This is a genomic window from Vibrio gallicus, from assembly GCF_024346875.1.
Classification (GTDB): domain Bacteria; phylum Pseudomonadota; class Gammaproteobacteria; order Enterobacterales; family Vibrionaceae; genus Vibrio; species Vibrio gallicus.
Genome location: NZ_AP024872.1, coordinates 659,278 through 673,055 on the forward strand (window position 1 = coordinate 659,278; position 13,778 = coordinate 673,055).

The 13,778-nt window shown below is 44.2% G+C and carries 15 protein-coding genes; 7 read left to right on the forward strand and 8 right to left on the reverse strand.

What is annotated here, in order from left to right:
* Positions 1–38: 38 nt before the first annotated feature.
* Complete coding sequence (locus tag OCU28_RS14645; protein WP_261817629.1) at positions 39–1,067, forward strand: acyltransferase; 1,029 nt, start codon at positions 39–41, stop codon at positions 1,065–1,067.
* On the opposite strand, the gene OCU28_RS14650 is transcribed toward OCU28_RS14645, so the two are convergent.
* A complete protein-coding gene (locus OCU28_RS14650; RefSeq protein WP_261817630.1) occupies positions 1,056–1,961 on the reverse strand; it encodes a LysR family transcriptional regulator in 906 nt (301 codons plus the stop codon). The genes OCU28_RS14645 and OCU28_RS14650 overlap by 12 nt on opposite strands.
* 135 nt (positions 1,962–2,096) lie before the next feature.
* On the opposite strand from OCU28_RS14650, the gene OCU28_RS14655 reads away from it, so the two are divergent.
* Entirely contained in the window at positions 2,097–2,816 is a 720-nt protein-coding gene (locus tag OCU28_RS14655; RefSeq protein WP_261817631.1) for an SDR family oxidoreductase, read from the forward strand.
* Positions 2,817–2,897: 81 nt separating this feature from the next.
* Here the strand turns inward: OCU28_RS14655 and OCU28_RS14660 are convergent, their stop codons facing one another.
* On the reverse strand, positions 2,898–3,377 hold the full coding sequence (locus OCU28_RS14660; RefSeq protein ID WP_261817632.1) for an NYN domain-containing protein: 480 nt from the start codon (positions 3,375–3,377) through the stop codon (positions 2,898–2,900).
* A gap of 9 nt (positions 3,378–3,386) precedes the next feature.
* Positions 3,387–4,460, reverse strand: coding sequence for a threonine aldolase family protein (locus OCU28_RS14665; protein WP_261817633.1), 1,074 nt, complete (start codon positions 4,458–4,460; stop codon positions 3,387–3,389).
* 137 nt (positions 4,461–4,597) lie between these two features.
* On the opposite strand from OCU28_RS14665, the gene OCU28_RS14670 reads away from it, so the two are divergent.
* Complete coding sequence (locus tag OCU28_RS14670; protein WP_261817634.1) at positions 4,598–5,014, forward strand: VOC family protein; 417 nt, start codon at positions 4,598–4,600, stop codon at positions 5,012–5,014.
* 10 nt (positions 5,015–5,024) lie between these two features.
* Here OCU28_RS14670 and OCU28_RS14675 read toward each other — a convergent pair whose 3' ends face one another.
* The 5 genes from OCU28_RS14675 to OCU28_RS14695 form a co-directional block, all read right to left on the reverse strand.
* Positions 5,025–5,498 (reverse strand): 4Fe-4S binding protein, encoded by a 474-nt coding sequence (locus OCU28_RS14675; protein WP_390623837.1) that lies wholly within the window; start codon positions 5,496–5,498, stop codon positions 5,025–5,027.
* Positions 5,499–5,532: 34 nt separating this feature from the next.
* The gene (locus OCU28_RS14680) at positions 5,533–6,114 is read right to left on the reverse strand and encodes a TorD/DmsD family molecular chaperone (RefSeq protein WP_261817636.1); all 582 of its coding nucleotides are present in this window, start codon (positions 6,112–6,114) and stop codon (positions 5,533–5,535) included.
* Positions 6,115–6,191: 77 nt separating this feature from the next.
* Entirely contained in the window at positions 6,192–7,037 is an 846-nt protein-coding gene (locus OCU28_RS14685; protein WP_261817637.1) for a dimethyl sulfoxide reductase anchor subunit family protein, read from the reverse strand.
* Positions 7,037–7,666, reverse strand: coding sequence for a DMSO/selenate family reductase complex B subunit (locus OCU28_RS14690; RefSeq protein WP_261817638.1), 630 nt, complete (start codon positions 7,664–7,666; stop codon positions 7,037–7,039). Before OCU28_RS14690 ends, OCU28_RS14685 begins: the two co-directional genes overlap by 1 nt.
* On the reverse strand, positions 7,666–10,113 hold the full coding sequence (locus OCU28_RS14695) for a DmsA/YnfE/YnfF family dimethyl sulfoxide reductase (protein ID WP_261817639.1): 2,448 nt from the start codon (positions 10,111–10,113) through the stop codon (positions 7,666–7,668). Before OCU28_RS14695 ends, OCU28_RS14690 begins: the two co-directional genes overlap by 1 nt.
* Before the next feature lie 529 nt (positions 10,114–10,642).
* On the opposite strand from OCU28_RS14695, the gene OCU28_RS14700 reads away from it, so the two are divergent.
* From OCU28_RS14700 to OCU28_RS14715, 4 genes are all read left to right on the forward strand, one after another.
* Positions 10,643–11,830, forward strand: coding sequence for an MFS transporter (locus tag OCU28_RS14700; RefSeq protein ID WP_261817640.1), 1,188 nt, complete (start codon positions 10,643–10,645; stop codon positions 11,828–11,830).
* 101 nt (positions 11,831–11,931) lie between these two features.
* On the forward strand, positions 11,932–13,116 hold the full coding sequence (locus OCU28_RS14705) for an MFS transporter (protein ID WP_261817641.1): 1,185 nt from the start codon (positions 11,932–11,934) through the stop codon (positions 13,114–13,116).
* A gap of 39 nt (positions 13,117–13,155) precedes the next feature.
* Positions 13,156–13,449, forward strand: a complete 294-nt coding sequence (locus OCU28_RS14710; protein WP_261817642.1) for a hypothetical protein — start codon at positions 13,156–13,158, stop codon at positions 13,447–13,449.
* A gap of 148 nt (positions 13,450–13,597) precedes the next feature.
* A complete protein-coding gene (locus OCU28_RS14715) occupies positions 13,598–13,723 on the forward strand; it encodes a hypothetical protein (RefSeq protein WP_261817643.1) in 126 nt (41 codons plus the stop codon).
* Positions 13,724–13,778: the final 55 nt, after the last annotated feature.

A 13,778-nucleotide genomic window follows, 5' to 3' on the forward strand; every position in this document is an offset into this window, starting at 1 on the left:
TGGCGCATCATTATCCATCTCGGCGAGCTGTAGTGTTTATGCACACCAATAATCAACGCATTCCAAGCTTAGAGCTGGGTCGCATCATCGCGATACTCGCTGTTATTACAATACATAGCCAACTATTGGTTACGTATCCTCTATATAATGAAACACCTTGGCTTGGAGACTTCATCAATCAAGCTAGCCGTTTTGCCGTGCCCTATTTCTTCCTATTAACTGGATATTTACTGCAACCTAAACTCACTCAAAACCCTATTGGCACCGCGCTGGGTTATATCAAACCCCTAACCTTAATTTGGCTAGTTTGGAGTGTTATTTATCTGCCGATTCCGTTTAATTTAACGACAGTAATCACCCAAGGCTACGTAGCTGAACGCTCGCAATACTGGAATTTCCTAGCCCAAACACCAATTAACTCTCTACTAGAAGGCGGCTTGGTTCACCTATGGTACCTACCTGCACTTGTCGTTGGTGTGGGTATAATCGCGGTTGTCATTCGGTTAAATATTCAAGCAATGCTACTGCCATTAGGCTTGATACTGTTTATATATGGGGTCTTAGCCGGCAGCTACTTTAATGCGACAGATATCCCATCGCCTTTTTACACAAGAAATGGGCCATTCTTTAGCTTACTGATGATAAGTTTGGGGCTGGAAATCCGCCGCTTAAATATATCGATTAGCTCAAACCGTGCGCTATTAATGCTAGTTTTAGGCATGACCATTCATTTTATTGAAGCTTACTACCTTCTCCATTGGAGCGTAGATTTCCGTATCCATGACTATCTATTTGGCACACCCATTTGGGCTTTAGGCTTTTTCATGTTGTTACTCGCTAACCCAAACTTGGGAGCTAATAAATACCTTCAACCTATCGCTAACCTGACGCTAGGGATCTACGTATCCCACCTTTTATTTGTCATTTATCTATCTAATTTGGCAGGGTTTTTAGGGTTAGATATGTGGAAAAAAGATCTGTTGGTTTGGCTTGGAACAATCATAGCTTCCTTGCTATTTAGTTATCTGGTTATGAAAAGCCCCGTGCGAAGAGCATTACTTAGATAATGAGCGTGATTCAAACTCACGGTAGATAAACTCAATCAAGCTAGTTAAGCGTGCGGGTCGAAATCTATCTTTGTGGTAAATCATAGAAAAGCTGACACTCGGGATATGCCAATCTTGAAATACATTAATCAATCGCCCCTTAGTTATGGCTTGCTCGCAATACAGTTTAGGTACCCGCACAATTCCATTACCCTGTAACGCCCCATTAATTAGCGCCCTGCCATTTTTACACTGTAAATAGCCATTCACCACGGTTTCAATGCGCTCGCCAGTGTGATTTTCAACAAAGCTCCAGCGATTCACCGAGCCAATCAGACAGCGATGCGCGTCAAGCTGTCGAGGGTGCGTTGGTTGTGAGTATTGCTGCAAATATTCTGGGCTGGCTAAAGTCAGCATCTCGACATCAAATAGCTTTCGTGCAATAAACCCAGCATCTTCTAGCTCCCCCATTCTAAACGCGATATCGAACTCATCACTGATCAAATCAACCCGATTACTACTAAAATCAAGATTGATGGATACCTGCGGGTGCTGCTTCATAAATTGGTTCACAATTGGCACTAAAATATCTTCACCGAGTACCCCACCTACGCAATTTATCGCCAGATGGCCGCGCAATTGCTGAGTATCTTCTATTGATATCATTAACGCTTGATTGATATTCCCCAATGCTCCATGACAACGCTGATACAGGCCTCTGCCCTCAGGGGTCAGCTTTAGGCTACGTGTGGTTCTGACTAATAGGGTTACGCCGAGGTCTCTTTCCAATCGAGTGATTTGCCGAGAGACATGTGAGCGAGACACGCCTAACGCATCCGCGCAGCGGGTGAAGCTTTCTAGTTCAGCTACCAATACAAAAGAGCGCACATCACTCAGGTTCACCTTGTCTAACATTTGCTTGCTCCTAGCTCGCTACATTGTTGCAGTATAGCAACAGTTATTTGAGTAAAGGGATATATATCAACAAAGCACGCCAGTCTAGAATGCAGCCATTGAAACAAGCCCCTACCCACATGCGGAGAATATCAAATGAAAAAGCTCGTAGTTATCACAGGCGCAAGTTCAGGCATAGGTAAAGCCATTGCACTTCGTTTAAGCCAGCAAGGCCACCCACTGCTTTTATTGGCGCGTCGCGTGGAGCGTCTTGAACAAATGAACCTACCCAACACTGTGTGCGCTAAGGTCGATGTCACTGATATCAGCTCATTTGAATCTGCAATTCAAGACGCGCAGGCACAGTATGGTCGTGCTGAAGTATTGATTAACAATGCAGGTAATATGTTGCTAGGTCAGATAGACACCCAAGATCCGCAACAATGGAAGCGTATGTTTGACGTGAACGTGCTCGGCCTTCTAAACGGCATGCACGCCGTTCTTGCGCCAATGAAGCAAAACAATAGTGGTACTATCGTTAACATCAGCTCAATTGCAGGCAAGAAAACCTTTCCTAATCACGCTGCGTATTGCGGCACCAAATTTGCGGTGCACGCCATCTCTGAAAATGTGCGAGAAGAAGTAGCAGAGCACAATGTGCGCGTTACAACTATCGCACCGGGTGCGGTTGAAACTGAGCTGTTATCACATACAACCTCAGATGAGATAAAGAAGGGATATGACGATTGGAAGCAAGATATGGGTGGCGTACTCGCCGCCGATGATGTCGCTCGCGCAGTAGAGTTTGCTATCTCACAGCCGCAGAATGTGTGTATCCGAGAAATTGCTTTAGCACCTACTAAGCAGCAACCATAAGCGCCGTTGCTCAAACAAAACTAAACTAAACAAAACTAAACAGTTTAAACAATAAGGGCGACCTTAAGTCGCCCTTATTCATTACAGCAGTAGGTTACTTTCTATTGAATAGTGACTCGATGCCGCCTCAATCAACGAATTGGCAGTTAATGACTTCACTGAAAAGACCTCAAACTGTTTGCCATAGCCTTCTATAACCCGTGAAGCTAATACATCAAAGTCGCCATCTCCGGAAACCAGCACTACCTTGTCGATATCATCACGCATCGCTGTTTCAATGATATCTATCGTGATTCCTACATCCCAATCCCCTTTTGCGCTGCCATCAGAGCGTTGAGTAAAGGGCTTTAGCTTTACGTAAAACCCAATTCCTCGCAGGATATGATGAAACTGACGCTGTTTAGGGTTGCTACTTGCAATCGCATACGCGTTGGCAACAGTTATATCACCCTGCTGTGACACTGTGCGCCAGAAAGCATTGTAATCAAAGTGCTTACCAAAGGCATCGCGAGTGGTGTAATAAACATTTTGCACATCAACAAATACGGCAACATTGGGCATGAAAGTTCCTTAAGCGTAAGATTCAAAAACGCTAAACACTTGCTTAAGTTGTTCATCGTCGAGATTAAGTAGGTTATCACCTATATACCATTCGATATGGGATTGATTCGGGTGATACGAAACCTGAGGATTACCTATCCAAATGCCCTTCTCGGTGGCGAGATACTTCTGCACCTCAAACGCCTTTTGTTGATTGAATGGCAAGATCAAGTGCAGCATATTAGCTTGTGGTGAGCTTGGATTTGCCGCCAGCTTTGGAAACGCCTTTAACAACTCGTAAACCTGTTTGGTTCGCTCAAAGAGCGCAGGCATTACTGCCAATCTTTGGTCAAATTGCATTGCCGCAGATACCACATATGGGGTTCGATGATAGATATCACCGCCTTGACGCTTCATCCACATCGCAGCAAGGTCGATGAATTGCTTCGAGCCTAACAAGATTGCGCCACCAAGGCCACCAACGCCCTTATACAGTGAGACATAGGCGCTACCAAAGCCGTTGCAGATCTCAGAATACTCTTTTTGATAATACGCCGCGGTTTCCCATAAGCGCGCACCATCAAGGTGAAGATGGATATCTTGCTCAGCGCAGTATTGTTTAATCTTATCGAGCTCTTCCCAACTCGGTAATTGGCCACCGATTTCTCGCATTGGAAGCTCATACAGTGCGGCTGCGATTTCATCAGGCCACGCCTGTAAATCTTCAACCTTCCACGGCTGGTAGGCATTGCCCAGGGGTAATACATTAAAACGCTGCTGCAATTGATAGCCTTGACGTTCACGCAGATAGACATGGCTTGAGGAATGCATTGCGACTAAAGGGTTTCGCTTTTGTCGTGCAACAAGTTGTAATGCAGTGGTCTGAGTCATAGTCCCAGTCATCACAAACAAGCCGGCTTCATAATCTAAAAGGTCGGCCACCTTTTGCTCTAGGTCTTGCACGACTTGTCCTTCGCCATACACATCATAGGCTACCTGATTTTGCTCACACCACTTTGCCATCTCAGCAAAGTGCTCTGCTGGCGTTTGGTCTTTGTTACCCGGGATAACAAACTCACATTGCTGTCTTAATTTATTGCTCATTGCGCTTTCCTTGACCTAGAGATTCCATCAAACTACATCGCCTTTTTACTTTAGTAAATAGATGTCACTATTCAAAAACCTAGTTAAGCTTACTTTGTTATTAAAGTAACCGAAATTCATCAATCTGAGGTTAATAAATGCCCCATTCAATCCAACAAAGCATAGGCAACATAGCGCTAGTTGTGGAAGACTACGATGACGCCATCGCATTTTATACTCAAAAGCTGTCGTTTTCACTGGTTGAAGATACAGATTTAGGTGGCGGTAAACGCTGGGTTCAGGTCTCCCCGCCCAACTCAAATGGCACCAACCTGTTGCTTGCTCAAGCAAGCAATGCCCAACAGAAACAAGCCGTTGGCAATCAAAGCGGCGGACGGGTTTTCTTATTTTTACAGACCAATGATTTTTGGCGAGACTATCATTCTATGTTAGAAAATGGGGTGATTTTCCATGAACAGCCACGCACCGAAGAATATGGCATTGTGGCAGTATTTGAAGATTTGTGCGGCAATAAGTGGGATTTGCTACAACTCAGTAGCTCAGCAAATTCATAATAGTGCTCAATTACCGCAAAGCAAAACTTATCATACTGGTATAACAACTTTGCGCACATTGCCCGCAACCGATACATTTATCGGCATTGATATTCGGTTTAAGATCATCGTGCCATTGCAATGCACCAAAATCACAACTCTCTTCACAATTAGCGCAATAGCCATACAGGTTGTCACAGCTGTTAGAAATAGTGGCAATCAATCCTGTTCTAGGTGAAGAATTGGCGAGAGCGAGGGTGTGGCAAGCAGATTGACACTTGCCACACAAGTCACAGGCAGAATAGCTGATATCTAAAGTTGCAACGCCATTGACCAATTCAATAATTTGGCTTGGACAAGCGCTGACACAATCTCCACAACCGTCACATAAACGTGCAAACATCGACTCTTCTAACGCATAAGGTGGCCTAGGAGCTTTCGGTACTGTCTTTTGTGGTTGTGGAACTGGGCTACCACCAAAGGTAAACATTTTTCGCTTACCCATATCTATCTGCTCAAGATCTGACACGTAACTAAACCTACTTGTTCGTACTAACGATCTGGTACTGCTGGCAAAGTGTTTGCAACAAAACGTCACTTAGATCTGACAACAGCAAATATGGCTTCATCTTTGCTTCAATTTTAAAGCGTTGATTAAAGTTGTTAAACCAAGTCATTAGATGCACCTCTAGTAACTCAGTTGCTAGTTCATCTTGCTGCGACTCGATCAACATGCCAAGTACCATCAGCATTAAGCCCACCTGATCTTCTGGCTCTTTTTGCTGTGACTGCAACTCAAATCCGCAACGAGTTAAAAAATCACGATAATTGATGGTCGATGTACCAAAAACAACTTGCTCCTTATCCAGATAGACTGAGCCCCACGGTGCTGCTGGCATCTCACCAATGCCTGAGAATAGACGGTCATGTTCTAGCTGAAGTTCTTGTTCATTAGCCGTGGTAAAGCTCTCAAGCATTACATTAAGCTGAGGAAGCGAGGTATCTACACTGCTTAGCAATTCACTCAAGTTTGCCGCTGCGTAGTCCTTCGGCGGATAGTAAAACAACGCACCGAATAGCTTAGCCAATACGCTAAGATCGCCGTTATCTAATTGATTCATATATACATTACCTTAAAGCGGCAAATATCAAAAAATAGAGTGGGAAATAACCCCACTCTATTATTACCCGTCAACCGTTAGTATAAACCAGCGGTAAAGTGCATACCGTAAAACACATTACGCCCTGCAAGTTCAGCCACCAGTAGTACCACCAAGGTAATACACATCAGCAGTGAACGAGAAGACTTGCCCTCAATCACAAACGCTGACACTAACCACAATAGCAACGCCAGCGCCATCAATAGGACATGCACAGTAACATAGCCAGATAGCACGGCTATCTGAGTCATTCCATGATGGATCGCAGTATCGATGTTACCAAACAGCATCACTTGCAATGATTCACTTGCAAGATGGAGCGATAAGAACGCAATCCCTATTACGGCTAGCGTTTTTAGGACACACTCTTGTCCAAGACCAAATACTTGGACAAGAGTTGCTGCAAATAATAAACCTAGGGTCGCTACTGTAAACCAAAACTGGATCACGGTGTTGCTGGTAAACCATGCTGGTACAGTTGGGATAAGATAAACCTTCGCCATAGCGAACATAAATACCACACCCACCACAATCGAAAGCAGACTAAGTCCTTTTTGAACTACTCTGCCACCGATGTTCAATAGCGCACTCAACCACGCCAAGCCTGCAATAGCTAGAAAGCTTGAACCCGTTAAGATCTCATTGGAAAGAGCCGACGGACCTACACGATTAAATGCGTTGAACGCTCGTAATGGTGAGCCTAGGTGAGTCGTCGAACACATAAATCCAATCGCCATAACCGCAAGCACTAGAAAGCGAGCAATATGCAGATTACGAGTTGCGGGTTGGTTATTATTTAGCTGCTGAAGACTTAGTACAATCTGCGCACCTACTGCTGTTTGCGCCAGTACCGTAAACCCAACTAAAGGTAATTCATAGATCATTACTTAACCTCCCTTGGGTTTTGTAGAAAGCCGCTCTGATCGTTAGTTGGCTTACCATTTGGATTCAGCTTCACAATAAGGTTAGGATGGGTTAATGCTGAAGAAGGAAGCGGTGCTACATCAGCATTGGTGCCGTACTTCTCACGCAATTCATCTATTGGGCCAAACTCAATCGCACGCAGTGGACAGCTATCCACACATACAGGATTAAGGCCTTCACCAACACGCTCAAAACAGCCGTCACACTTGGTCATATGACCTTTTTCTTCGCTGTATTGCGGCGCACCATACGGGCACGCCAAATGACAAGATTTACAGCCAATGCAAACCGACTCATCAACAACCACAAGGCCATCTTCTTTACGTTTATGCATCGCACCTGATGGGCAAACTTTAGTACAAGCTGGTTGGCTGCAATGGTTGCAAGAGATTGATAAGTAGTAAGCAAATACATTCTGACGATAAGCGCCATCTTGCTCAGACCAGTTACCACCTACATATTCGTATACGCGACGGAAATTACGATCAATACCTAGATCTTTGTTGTCTTTGCATGACATCTGGCAGGTTTTACAGCCAGTACATTTACTTGAATCGATGAAAAAACCGTACTGTTTTTCAGGAGTCATTATTTCGCCCCCATTTTCTTAATTAGAGTCACTTCCACAAGGTTAGTGTGGCTTGGATTGGATTTTGCAAGTGGGCTTGGACGCTGAGTGGTCAATACATTAATTGAGCCCGCTTGGTCGACACCTTTCTTATTCGGTGAATACCATGCCCCCTCTCCGAGACCTGTCATTCCTGGCATAATGCGTGGCGTCACTTTTACGCGCACATTCAACTCACCATGTTTACTACGCACATTCGCAAGGTCGCCATTTTCAAGGCCACGCTTTTGCGCATCCATAGGGTTGATCCACAACTCTTGTGGTGCAGCGGCTTTTAAAACATCAACGTTGGCATAGGTTGAGTGCGCACGAGCCTTGTAGTGGAAGCCTGTTAACTGTAAAGGAAACTCCTTACGCTCCTCTGAATCCCAACCATTAAAGGTCGAGTGGTACTCTGGCAGAGCAGTAACGTGCTCATCTTCATCCAGTTCCCAAGTCTGAGCGATATGGGCAAGACGCTCAGAGTAGATCTCGATTTTACCTGATGGTGATGCTAGTGGATTCGCCACAGGATCGCGACGGAACTCTTCAAATGCTACGTGCGGACGATCAAATTGCTTCTTATAGATGCCTTGGACACGCATATCTTTATAGCTAGGAAGGTTTGGATCTTGGTTGCTCTGCTGAGTCAGTGCATACAGATGCTGTAACCACTGCTCTTGGGTACGCCCTTCGGTAAACTCATCCAAAACGCCCATTCGCTTGGCAACGCCAGACATGATGTCGTAGATTGGTTTACATTCAAAGCGAGGCTCAATTGCTTGGCTAGCAAAGATGAAGTACGGCATTGATGCCGCAGCACCATCCATACAGAAATCAGATTGTTCAGACATGGTGCAATCTGGTAGAACGATATCTGCATACTTAGCTGATGCCGTCATGTGGTTATCAATCACCACAATCATCTCACACGCTTTTTCATCTTGTAGGATTTCGTGAGTACGGTTGATATCGGAGTGCTGGTTAATAATACAGTTTCCTGCATAGTTCCAAATAAACTTGATGTTAGTATCAAGCTTGTTCACACCCTGAATGCCATCGGTTAGATCGGTCATTTCCGTGCCACGCACAATAGCATCAGTCCATAAGAACATCGGAATAGATGCCTTAATTGGGTTGCTCAGTGTCGGGAAACGAACAAATGGGTAACTGTGATTCCCTTCACGGGCGCCAGTACCACCGCCTTGCAGACCAACTTGACCACGTAACAGCGACAGCATCATGATTGCCTTACACGCCTGTTCACCGTTAGCGGAACGCTGTATACCCCAACCTTGGTTGATGTAGATGCGTTTAGCATCACCAATTTCACGCGCAAGCTTGATTATCACATCAGCAGGAATACCTGTAATTGGCTGTGCCCATTGCGGAGTTTTGGCTACACCATCAGGTCCTGAGCCTAAGATATAATCCTTGTAGCTGCCGTTGTTAGGTGCGCTGCTTGGTAGGGTTTTGCTGTCGTAACCGACGCAGTACTTATCGAGGAAAGGTTGGTCAACCTTATCTTCAGTAATCAATACGTGTGCAAGCGCGGCAACTAATGCTGCATCGGTACCATGTTTAATTGGCACCCACTGATCTTCACGACCTGCCGCAGTATCAGTATAACGAGGGTCAATACAGATAGTACGGGTATGATTGATGTTTTTACCATCAACATAGCTATGAACTTGGCCACCACCCGACATGCGTGTTTCAGCGGGGTTATTACCAAACATCAAACACAGATCAGCATTTTGAATATCATCAATAGAGTTGTTATCAACCCATTGACCATAAAAGTATTTCGACATCCATTCGATGTTTGCAGCGGAGTAATCTCCATAGTGATTCAGATAACCACCACATAGATTCATCATACGTGCAATTAGAGTCTTGCCAGGCGCCCAGCTTTTGGTCACTGTCCCGCCAAGGGTACCAGTGCCATAGTTTAGGTAAACAGCTTCATTGCCGTGCTCTTTGATGATGCGTTGTAAGTTATCGCCAATCGCATCAAAGGCTTCATCCCAAGTGATACGCTTAAATTTACCTTCACCACGCTTACCAACACGCTTTAGTGGGTACTTTAGACGATCAGGGGAATAGACACGGCGACGCATTGAGCGACCGCGTAAACATGCGCGAACCTGATGGTAGTCATTAAATTTGTCATCACCGGTATTATCGGTTTCAACCCAAGTTATCTCACCATCAACTACATGCATACGTAATGGACAACGAGAGCCACAGTTTACAGTACATGCTGACCACACAATTTTTTCATCTGGTTTTGCTGGTGTCTCTTTTGCCACTGCTTTAGTTGAGAATGGCAATGATAAAGCGTTGCCTGCAAGTGCCAAAGCCCCCAGCGCAGTCCCCCCTTTTAACGCATCGCGCCGACTGATCGTAAATTTACCATCTGAACTCATGGTTGTTCCCTAGCTTATATTGTCTAAAGTGAGTTTTTACAAACCTTCTGCAATCAATAGCGGAATCACAATCGATGATTCCTAAAACAAAAAATGGCAAAAGAAGGTTGTTAAAGAATTAATGCTCCACAAAAATGTGGTTGATTAATCACGGCAAAATATAACCGTGATTAACCTCACACAAACTAAGGTTAATGGTCATTGCCATGTCATGAAATTGTTAGAACGTGATGCAACCTAACTTTCCAATCAATATAAGTGGTTGTTTTTAATACACTCCATGTAACTGATTCTTAGTCCCAACGATTATAACTCCAACAGGTGGCCTCTGGTTTGTTCGATTAATCCAGGTTCTCTATCTGAATTCACCAATGCACCTGTATTAATTCATGCCTTTTACATGGCTTAAGGGTTCTTCGCTTCAATTATTTCAATTATTACAAAAGTAATTTGCTATAACCGCTGTTTTTAACAAATTGGTTTTCATGAATAATGCGCCCAACGAAACGAACAACACGAGAACTTAATTATGCCTTTAGCACTGTTCGCGCTTACCTTAAGCGCATTTGCAATTGGAACAACCGAATTTGTTATTGTCGGATTGATCCCAACCATGGCAGCAGACTTAAATGTTTCACTGCCTTCAGCTGGGCTACTGGTTAGCCTCTATGCCCTTGGCGTTGCCGTAGGCGCTCCGGTACTTACTGCTCTAACCGGCCACTGGAAACGTAAAACTGTACTGCTTTCTGTGATGGGCCTGTTTGTATTAGGCAATGTATTAGCATGGCAAGCACCAAGCTATGAAACGCTAATTATTGCGCGCATTTTGACTGGCCTTGCCCATGGCGTTTTCTTTAGTATTGGTGCCACCATCGCCACCAGCTTGGTAGCCAAGGAAAAAGAAGCCAGTGCCATAGCAATCATGTTCACCGGACTTACCGTAGCTTTAGTGACAGGTGTACCTCTAGGAACTTACGTTGGGCAAACTTTTGGTTGGCAGACCACGTTCTTGATAGTAGCTATCCTTGGCGTTATCGCATTGATTGGCAGCTTCTTCTTAATACCAAGTAACCTAAAACAGCCTCCTGTTGCCAAGCTAAGTGAACAAGTTAAAGTATTAGCTGAACCGCGCCTACTACTTGTGTTTGCAATTACTGCTCTAGGTTATGGTGGTACGTTTACCGCCTTTACTTTCCTAGCTCCAATCTTGCAACAAATTACCGGTTTTGCAGACAGCGCAATTGGTATCATCATGCTTGTATATGGCGCGTCAGTTGCAGTTGGTAATATCTGGGGTGGCAAACTAGCCGATAAAAAAGGCCCGGTTAATGCGTTAACTATTATCTTTATTGGCCTTGCCGCTACGCTATTGGTATTCAACGTGGCTGCGTTCAACCCTATCACGGCTGTACTAACAATCTTGGTTTGGGGTGCCTTTGCCTTTGGTAATGTTCCTGGTCTTCAAGTTTATGTGGTAAACCTTGCTGAGAAACACGTTCCTAATTCAGTCAACGTAGCCTCTGGTATGAATATCGCTGCTTTCAACGTCGGTATTGCATTAGGTTCTTGGGGTGGCGGTGCTATCGTAGCCAATCCTGAGATGGGATTAATGGATACCCCTTGGGTGGGAGCCGTTGTGGTAATCATCGCTCTTGGTCTAACCCGCTGGAGCGGATACCTTGACAACCGCGTGACTCAAACGAAATCACTGGCATAATACCAGCCTAAAACCGCCCATCATTGATGGGCGGTTTTGTTGTATTCCACTGTTTCTATTGTCACCTATACTGATGGTCACTATACAATCGACGCATAATAATGAATAAAACCCAAACCAACTGCTTTATCTGCGTATTTTCACTTACCCTTGTTTTAGGGTTTGCAGTGGATATTATGGTTCCTTCACTGCCAGCGATCACCCGTCATTTTGGTGAAAATGCCCATTCTGGGAGCCTTATCGTATCGTCATATTTAATGGCTTACGCTATGACTCAGATTGTTTCTGGATATATTTCCGATGTCGTTGGCCGCAAATGGCTGTGTTGTACCAGTGCGTTATTGTTTAGCATTAGCCTTTTTTTGTGTGCCTATGTCACAAGCTTAAACCAGCTGATTGTATTGCGTGTTGTACAGGGGATCTGTGCCGGATTTTTTGGGGTTATTGCTAGAGCAATCTTAGCGGATGTATTTGAAGGCGACGAACTAAGTAAACACTTCGCCAGTATGGGTTTGGTATGGGCTATGGGGCCTATCATCGCGCCTTTTATTGGTGGATATCTGCAAACATGGTTTGGGTGGCAGGCGGTTTTCTTTGCCTTGGCAGGGTTAAGTGGCGTTATCGCAATCTGGATTACACTGTTTTTATCTGAAACAGTGCGCAATAAAATTCACTTTAATATGAGCTCTTTAGTCGACGCTTACTCATATGTATTGACCAAAGATCAGTTTATTAAACTTTGTATAGGCGCAGGAATGACCTATGCCATCATTGCATCGTTTAACGTATTCGCTACTTATATTTTTCAAGATGGCTTTAATAAAAGTGCGGATTTCTATGGCCATGTCAGTCTATTCATGGGGCTATGTTGGTTTACAGGGCAGATGTTTTATCGCTGGCTTTTAAACCGCAAACTGTGGACCAAGCAGTGGCTCTATCGAGTCTATATTGCAGGGATTGGCAGTGGTATCGTACTTGCGATTTTTTATATTACTATCGGTGCACAGATCTGGATGTTCATCCTATTTCCCGCTATCTGCTTCTTTTGTGCATCAATTACCTATATTCATACCTTTGTGTATGCCTTTTCCATTGTTTCAACAAAGGCTGGTACGGCTAGCTCACTGGTAGGCTCAATCTCTGCATTTGTTGCAGGCGTCACCCCCGCTTTAACTGCTAAGCTGCAACTGCCTCCCACTCAGATATTAATTGCATCGATAGCCTTATTGTTTATTGGCAACCTGATACTCAATCTTCATTCATTTAAACAGCGCTACCCTGACTAAAGTGACATGCTATTGATTATTGTGTAACCTGTGCCACCTATGACAAAGAAGCCTGATAGAACGACCGCAATGCGTAATATCATTGCCCAAGCCAAACAACAATTCCCACTATACGAGGAAGAAACCTTTGTATGTGGAGATGGCACCAATTGTGTCGGTTGCCCTAAAAAGCTGATGGAATTGGTAGACACTGAGCTCAGCTATTGGGAAAGCTATCTCGATAGAGGACACACACCAAATTTTGATGATATCCGACGCTTTGGCAAACTGTGTACCAATGTCAAACGTGGGCTTGGGCGCAATGGTATTGTCTACCAAGCCCCTGCAACATAAGTCTTAATATAATCAATCATATACAAAAATATTATGATGATGTGACCCTATACAACGTAAAGTGAGACATAACATTGCGCTATTAGAGCTGTTGAATAAACCACAGCGATGCTACCTTTATCGCAGTTAAATTGTAGGAGCACTCACAATGAAATCTTGGTTGAGATTTATTCCTTTAATCTTATTGGTTACTTACGTTATTACTTACGATGTAGTCGATCAGATGAACCATATGCCACAAAGCCAACAAACTGCACAGGTTGCTGGTAAATAGCAGATTTTAAAAAGCCGAAGACATTGTCTTCGGCTTTTTCCTTTTTATAGCCTAA

What these genes read in the sequence shown, in the direction of transcription:
- OCU28_RS14675 (WP_390623837.1), bottom strand. Translation starts at nt 5,498, where the DNA reads ATGGGTAAGCGAAAAATGTTTACCTTTGGTGGTAGCCCAGTTCCACAA.
- OCU28_RS14715 (WP_261817643.1), top strand. Translation starts at nt 13,598, where the DNA reads ATGAAATCTTGGTTGAGATTTATTCCTTTAATCTTATTGGTTACTTAC.
- OCU28_RS14660 (WP_261817632.1), bottom strand. Translation starts at nt 3,377, where the DNA reads ATGCCCAATGTTGCCGTATTTGTTGATGTGCAAAATGTTTATTACACC.
- OCU28_RS14695 (WP_261817639.1), bottom strand. Translation starts at nt 10,113, where the DNA reads ATGAGTTCAGATGGTAAATTTACGATCAGTCGGCGCGATGCGTTAAAA.
- OCU28_RS14685 (WP_261817637.1), bottom strand. Translation starts at nt 7,037, where the DNA reads ATGATCTATGAATTACCTTTAGTTGGGTTTACGGTACTGGCGCAAACA.
- OCU28_RS14710 (WP_261817642.1), top strand. Translation starts at nt 13,156, where the DNA reads ATGACAAAGAAGCCTGATAGAACGACCGCAATGCGTAATATCATTGCC.
- OCU28_RS14655 (WP_261817631.1), top strand. Translation starts at nt 2,097, where the DNA reads ATGAAAAAGCTCGTAGTTATCACAGGCGCAAGTTCAGGCATAGGTAAA.
- OCU28_RS14650 (WP_261817630.1), bottom strand. Translation starts at nt 1,961, where the DNA reads ATGTTAGACAAGGTGAACCTGAGTGATGTGCGCTCTTTTGTATTGGTA.
- OCU28_RS14665 (WP_261817633.1), bottom strand. Translation starts at nt 4,460, where the DNA reads ATGAGCAATAAATTAAGACAGCAATGTGAGTTTGTTATCCCGGGTAAC.
- OCU28_RS14700 (WP_261817640.1), top strand. Translation starts at nt 10,643, where the DNA reads ATGCCTTTAGCACTGTTCGCGCTTACCTTAAGCGCATTTGCAATTGGA.
- OCU28_RS14705 (WP_261817641.1), top strand. Translation starts at nt 11,932, where the DNA reads ATGAATAAAACCCAAACCAACTGCTTTATCTGCGTATTTTCACTTACC.
- OCU28_RS14670 (WP_261817634.1), top strand. Translation starts at nt 4,598, where the DNA reads ATGCCCCATTCAATCCAACAAAGCATAGGCAACATAGCGCTAGTTGTG.
- OCU28_RS14690 (WP_261817638.1), bottom strand. Translation starts at nt 7,666, where the DNA reads ATGACTCCTGAAAAACAGTACGGTTTTTTCATCGATTCAAGTAAATGT.
- OCU28_RS14645 (WP_261817629.1), top strand. Translation starts at nt 39, where the DNA reads ATGCACACCAATAATCAACGCATTCCAAGCTTAGAGCTGGGTCGCATC.
- OCU28_RS14680 (WP_261817636.1), bottom strand. Translation starts at nt 6,114, where the DNA reads ATGAATCAATTAGATAACGGCGATCTTAGCGTATTGGCTAAGCTATTC.